The organism is Treponema sp. JC4, from assembly GCF_000260795.1.
Classification (GTDB): domain Bacteria; phylum Spirochaetota; class Spirochaetia; order Treponematales; family Treponemataceae; genus Treponema_D.
Genome location: NZ_AJGU01000077.1, coordinates 1 through 4,188 on the forward strand (window position 1 = coordinate 1; position 4,188 = coordinate 4,188).

Annotated in this window: 5 protein-coding genes; 1 reads left to right on the forward strand and 4 read right to left on the reverse strand. The window is 32.3% G+C overall.

Annotation, left to right across the window (positions count from 1 at the left end):
- Positions 1–124: 124 nt before the first annotated feature.
- The gene (locus tag MSI_RS13055; protein WP_009107931.1) at positions 125–1,054 is read right to left on the reverse strand and encodes a hypothetical protein; all 930 of its coding nucleotides are present in this window, start codon (positions 1,052–1,054) and stop codon (positions 125–127) included.
- An 86-nt stretch (positions 1,055–1,140) separates the two neighbouring features.
- Between MSI_RS13055 and MSI_RS13060 the strand changes: the two genes are divergently transcribed.
- Positions 1,141–1,872 carry an ABC transporter ATP-binding protein gene (locus MSI_RS13060; protein ID WP_009107933.1) on the forward strand — a complete coding sequence of 244 codons (732 nt, stop codon included), beginning with the start codon at positions 1,141–1,143 and terminating at the stop codon, positions 1,870–1,872.
- On the opposite strand, the gene MSI_RS13065 is transcribed toward MSI_RS13060, so the two are convergent.
- Genes MSI_RS13065 through MSI_RS13075 form a run of 3 tightly spaced genes read right to left on the reverse strand, consistent with a single transcriptional unit; the run spans position 1,869 to position 4,046 of the window.
- Positions 1,869–2,438 carry a hypothetical protein gene (locus tag MSI_RS13065; RefSeq protein WP_155815641.1) on the reverse strand — a complete coding sequence of 190 codons (570 nt, stop codon included), beginning with the start codon at positions 2,436–2,438 and terminating at the stop codon, positions 1,869–1,871. The genes MSI_RS13060 and MSI_RS13065 overlap by 4 nt on opposite strands.
- Positions 2,371–3,252, reverse strand: a complete 882-nt coding sequence (locus MSI_RS13070; protein ID WP_009107937.1) for a hypothetical protein — start codon at positions 3,250–3,252, stop codon at positions 2,371–2,373. Before MSI_RS13070 ends, MSI_RS13065 begins: the two co-directional genes overlap by 68 nt.
- Entirely contained in the window at positions 3,252–4,046 is a 795-nt protein-coding gene (locus MSI_RS13075) for an outer membrane lipoprotein-sorting protein (protein ID WP_009107939.1), read from the reverse strand. Before MSI_RS13075 ends, MSI_RS13070 begins: the two co-directional genes overlap by 1 nt.
- Between the last annotated feature and the right edge of the window lie 142 nt (positions 4,047–4,188).

Sequence of the window (4,188 nt, forward strand, 5' to 3'; positions counted from 1 at the left end):
GTATACCCTGGTTATATTTATTCTGTAATCTACTGTATTTTCAGAAAGAACTATACAGTCACAATTGATAACATAATTATTAAAAAATCCGTCGTTACAGTTACAAATAATTCTAAAAAAAAAATTATTTCCCTTCATTCCATGCAAGAGTGATTTTTTTCATAATTTCTTTGTTATTTTTAATTTTACTAATTAGGTATTTTACGAAGGCTAAACAAATAAACAAGGCAAAAGATCCAAAAAAGAACCTAATTAAACTTTTTAGTTTACTTTTACTTTCCTCAGGAATTACAAATGGATCCTCTTGTATTTCATAAAATGTAACTGGATTTTCCTTATAAAACTGAATATCCTGTAAAGTTTCACGTAAAGATTGTTCAGTATCTGCACGTCCTATTGTAGTTGTATTGTAAGAACTATTTGCATTTTTTATTTCTTTATATGACTCAAGAGTTTTATTTTCAAGAATTACCAGATATTCTTCTGCACGTTGCTGAAAGCGTTTATTAATAGCAGTAAGATGCTCTGATATAAAAGAATCTAGTATATGTGTTTCATAGTTTTCTTCTGGAATTCTACAATTTATACGACAAATTCCACTTTCAATTTTTCCTAAATGAATTTTTTCATTTCTATGAGCATCTTCCTTTCTGTATCCAAATATCTTAACAATCATATCATTATATTCTAAAGAGTCTTCTGGATAATTTTCTCCAAAAACAGGGTATTTTTTATATTCCTTTGCTAAAAGAGGATAATCATCAAAAGAATTAGCAAGTTCATCATTAAGGCTAAGATTTGCAGCAAGTCTTGTTAATCCATAATTAATTGTACTTGGAAACCCCTGCGTTTTTATTACGTAGGTTACGGAAAGTACTTTTTTATCATATTTAGGGGAAATTAAAGGTCTTATAAAAATGTAGAGGCCTGCTAAAAATGTTAAAACGAAAGTTCCAATAATAATTAGTTTTCTATTACGCAATAGTATAGCGAACCAATCAACTAAATCATTTTCATAATTATCATTATTATAACTTGTAACTTTGTTTTCCATGAAAATCTCCAAATGTTTATTTATTTTATTATATCTTATATTATGGGGGATTTCAATTCAAAGCGGTTTATTATAAAATAATTTTTATGTCAGTAGTTATTGAGTTACAAAATGTTTTTAAAACTTATCAGATGGAAAAAGTCGAAGTTCACGCAGTTGATGGAGCAAGTTTTAGTATAGACGAAGGTGATTTTGCGGCAATTTCTGGTCCTTCCGGCTCAGGAAAGTCTACCCTTCTTAATATGATTGGTCTTATTGATCTTCCAACAAGCGGAAAAATTATATTGAATGGAATTGATGTATATAAAAATATGGAACTTTTAAAAACAAATCACGTTCCACACAAACTTGATGTAAAACTTACTGAACTTCGTAGAAAAAATCTAGGATTTATTTTCCAAACTTTTAACCTTATACCAGTTTTAAATGTTTATGAAAATGTGGAATTTCCATTGAAAATTGGAAGTTCACCTGCTACAGAACTCTTAAATCCTGCAAAGCAACGTGAATGGATTGATTTCTTAATTGAAACAGTTGGACTTACGGCCTGGAAAAATCATAAACCTAGTGAACTTAGCGGCGGCCAGCGTCAGCGTGTTGCAATCGCCCGTGCACTTGTTACAAAGGCCCCTATTATTTTAGCTGATGAACCAACCGCAAACCTTGATTCGAAAAACGGAGATCAGATTCTTGAACTGATGAAAAAACTTAATGAAGAACTTAAAACTACATTTGTTTTTTCTACCCACGATGCAAAGATTGTTAACATGGCTAATCACGTAATTAAAATCAGCGATGGGCATATACTTTCAGCCTAATAATTTAAATCAAGATCGAAATAGGTTCCGATTTCCCAGCGTCCAGTTTTTTTAAGGGAATCAGAACCGTATTTACCGTAGAACCATTTAAAACCAGTATTCAAATCTACACCTGGGAAAATTCCGCTTATTATTACACCAGGCTTTAGATAGCCTGAATTCTGTGTAATATTATGGTTTAATTCTAAGCCTACTTTTATATTATGCTTTGGACCTAAACGTTTAACGCCTCCATCAAAAGCAATTCGATGAACAAGTTCGTGACCTGCATATACTCCGGAAAGCTTATTAAAAATACAGTCTCCCTGGTATTCAATATTAAAGCCTACAGCAGGATCTTTTGCATCCCACCATTTATATAAACCGCCAGTAAATACCATTCGTTCAAATGAATCTTTATGTATAATTCCTTTAAAAATATTTCGGAATTTTTCATCGTTATCAAAACGACATAAAGCCTGACCATATACATCTGCACCTAAGATTGTTCTTTTTGCTTCAAAACCAAAAAGAGGTCCCTGAGCATCTGTACCATTGGCATTTTTTTCCAGTTTCTGTATTAACAAGAGTTCCATCTTTTTCTGTTTCTTTTCGTGCAAAAAGGTTCATAGAAATTTTAGCAACAACAATTTCTATCGAACCGGCAAATTTCATATCTTCAAAAGAAGGCTGCGTATTTGAACCATTATACAAACACAATCCTGTTATAGTTCCAGTCCAAAATGGTACACGAAGCATAAAAGTGGTTCCTGAACCACTATCAGATAAAATATTTGTATTCTGAGCTTTTATTGCATCGTAATCTCTAGTCTTCATATCATTTGCATTTGAAGATACAGTAAAAAGTCTTGTATATCCCCAGGTTGTAGATTTTTTACCGGCAGTAATATACACCATATTATTAATAATATAGTCAAAATAACATTCATTAATGCCATATGTATAACTTGGAAAACCTATTGCAAATGTTCCATGTATTGTTGACCAGGGATTAGGTCTTGCACTTAGATATAAATAGTTAGTAAATGTAAAATATCCATTAGGTTTATTAACCGCTTCTGTAGTACCATATCCCTCATGATAAATGTATCCAACACCAAACTCACTATCCAAATGACCGGAAAACTTAAGGGGAAATGTACCGTCAGATTTCTTTACTGGCTTTTCCGGTTCCTGGACAACAACAGCAGTAGTATCCTGAGCATCTTCGAACATTGCATCAAAATCTTCATCAAAAGATTCAAGAGCAAGTTCTGTTTCTTCATCTGCAGGAGATTCAAGAGTTACAGTTTCTATTTGAGCCTCAGTTTCCTGAGAAAAAACAGAATAAGAAATAAATAAAGCAAAGGCTATGGTGAAAAGAAGATTATATTTTTTCATTACTGTACGCTCATTGTTTCAAGATATGGCTTTGTGTATACAATATCATCAACTTTTTCAAAGATTACATTGCTGATAGATATTACAGTTTTTTCATATTCAATTTTTTCATTAATTTTTTTACCACGTAAGTGGTCCTGAATTACCATATTTACAGGAATTGAATAATCTCTTCCTTTTCCTTTAATTTTCTGATAAGAAGGTACTGCTATTGTTCTTAAACGCTGGTGAGAAAGACTGTAATCTTCACGTTTTCTCATAAGTCCGTCATTTTTACTTACCCAGAGTTTAAGTTCAGCATATGCTACATTTTTAGAAGTAGCTTTTAGTGTAAATACTACACAGTCAAATTTCCCAAGTTTTACTTCTTCATAGCTTTCCATTGAGTAATCCTGGACATAAAGCTGGGGAGCAAAGTCACTGGTATTTGCATTGGTATTTTGGAACTTATCGCGTGCAGAACTGAATGTAAAACGCTTATCTGCAGGGTCGTAGAACCAGATGTTTGAATCAAACTGTAAGTATCCCTTACCCTTATCTTTTTCTGGCCCTGTAATTAAAATAGTCCACTTTTTCTGAGAGTCTCTTCGGTAAAGGTTTGCAGTCAAAATATTACGGCCTTCGCCGGGCTTATCGTGTACAATCTGATAATCACCTTTCATATCAGTATTATAAAAACATGTACTGTCTTCTGCCTGCTGCAAAAGTTTCATTGCATCAGTTTTAGATATTTGTGCAAAAATACTTCCAACGCAAAGTAAAGAACATACTAAAATTCCAAATATTTTTTTCATAATAAACTCCAAATTATTCATTTGCTGAGATTGCCTGACACGGCATGATATTAACACATTTCTTAACAGAATAAAACACAGCTACTAAAGTTACAAAAATTACACTAAATAATAGGATACAAATACCAAAACTACCGTCCCA

Bases quoted from the DNA above. Each gene is read 5' to 3' on its own strand.
- MSI_RS13055 (WP_009107931.1), bottom strand. From the start codon at position 1,054: ATGGAAAACAAAGTTACAAGTTATAATAATGATAATTATGAAAATGAT.
- MSI_RS13060 (WP_009107933.1), top strand. From the start codon at position 1,141: ATGTCAGTAGTTATTGAGTTACAAAATGTTTTTAAAACTTATCAGATG.
- MSI_RS13070 (WP_009107937.1), bottom strand. From the start codon at position 3,252: ATGAAAAAATATAATCTTCTTTTCACCATAGCCTTTGCTTTATTTATT.
- MSI_RS13075 (WP_009107939.1), bottom strand. From the start codon at position 4,046: ATGAAAAAAATATTTGGAATTTTAGTATGTTCTTTACTTTGCGTTGGA.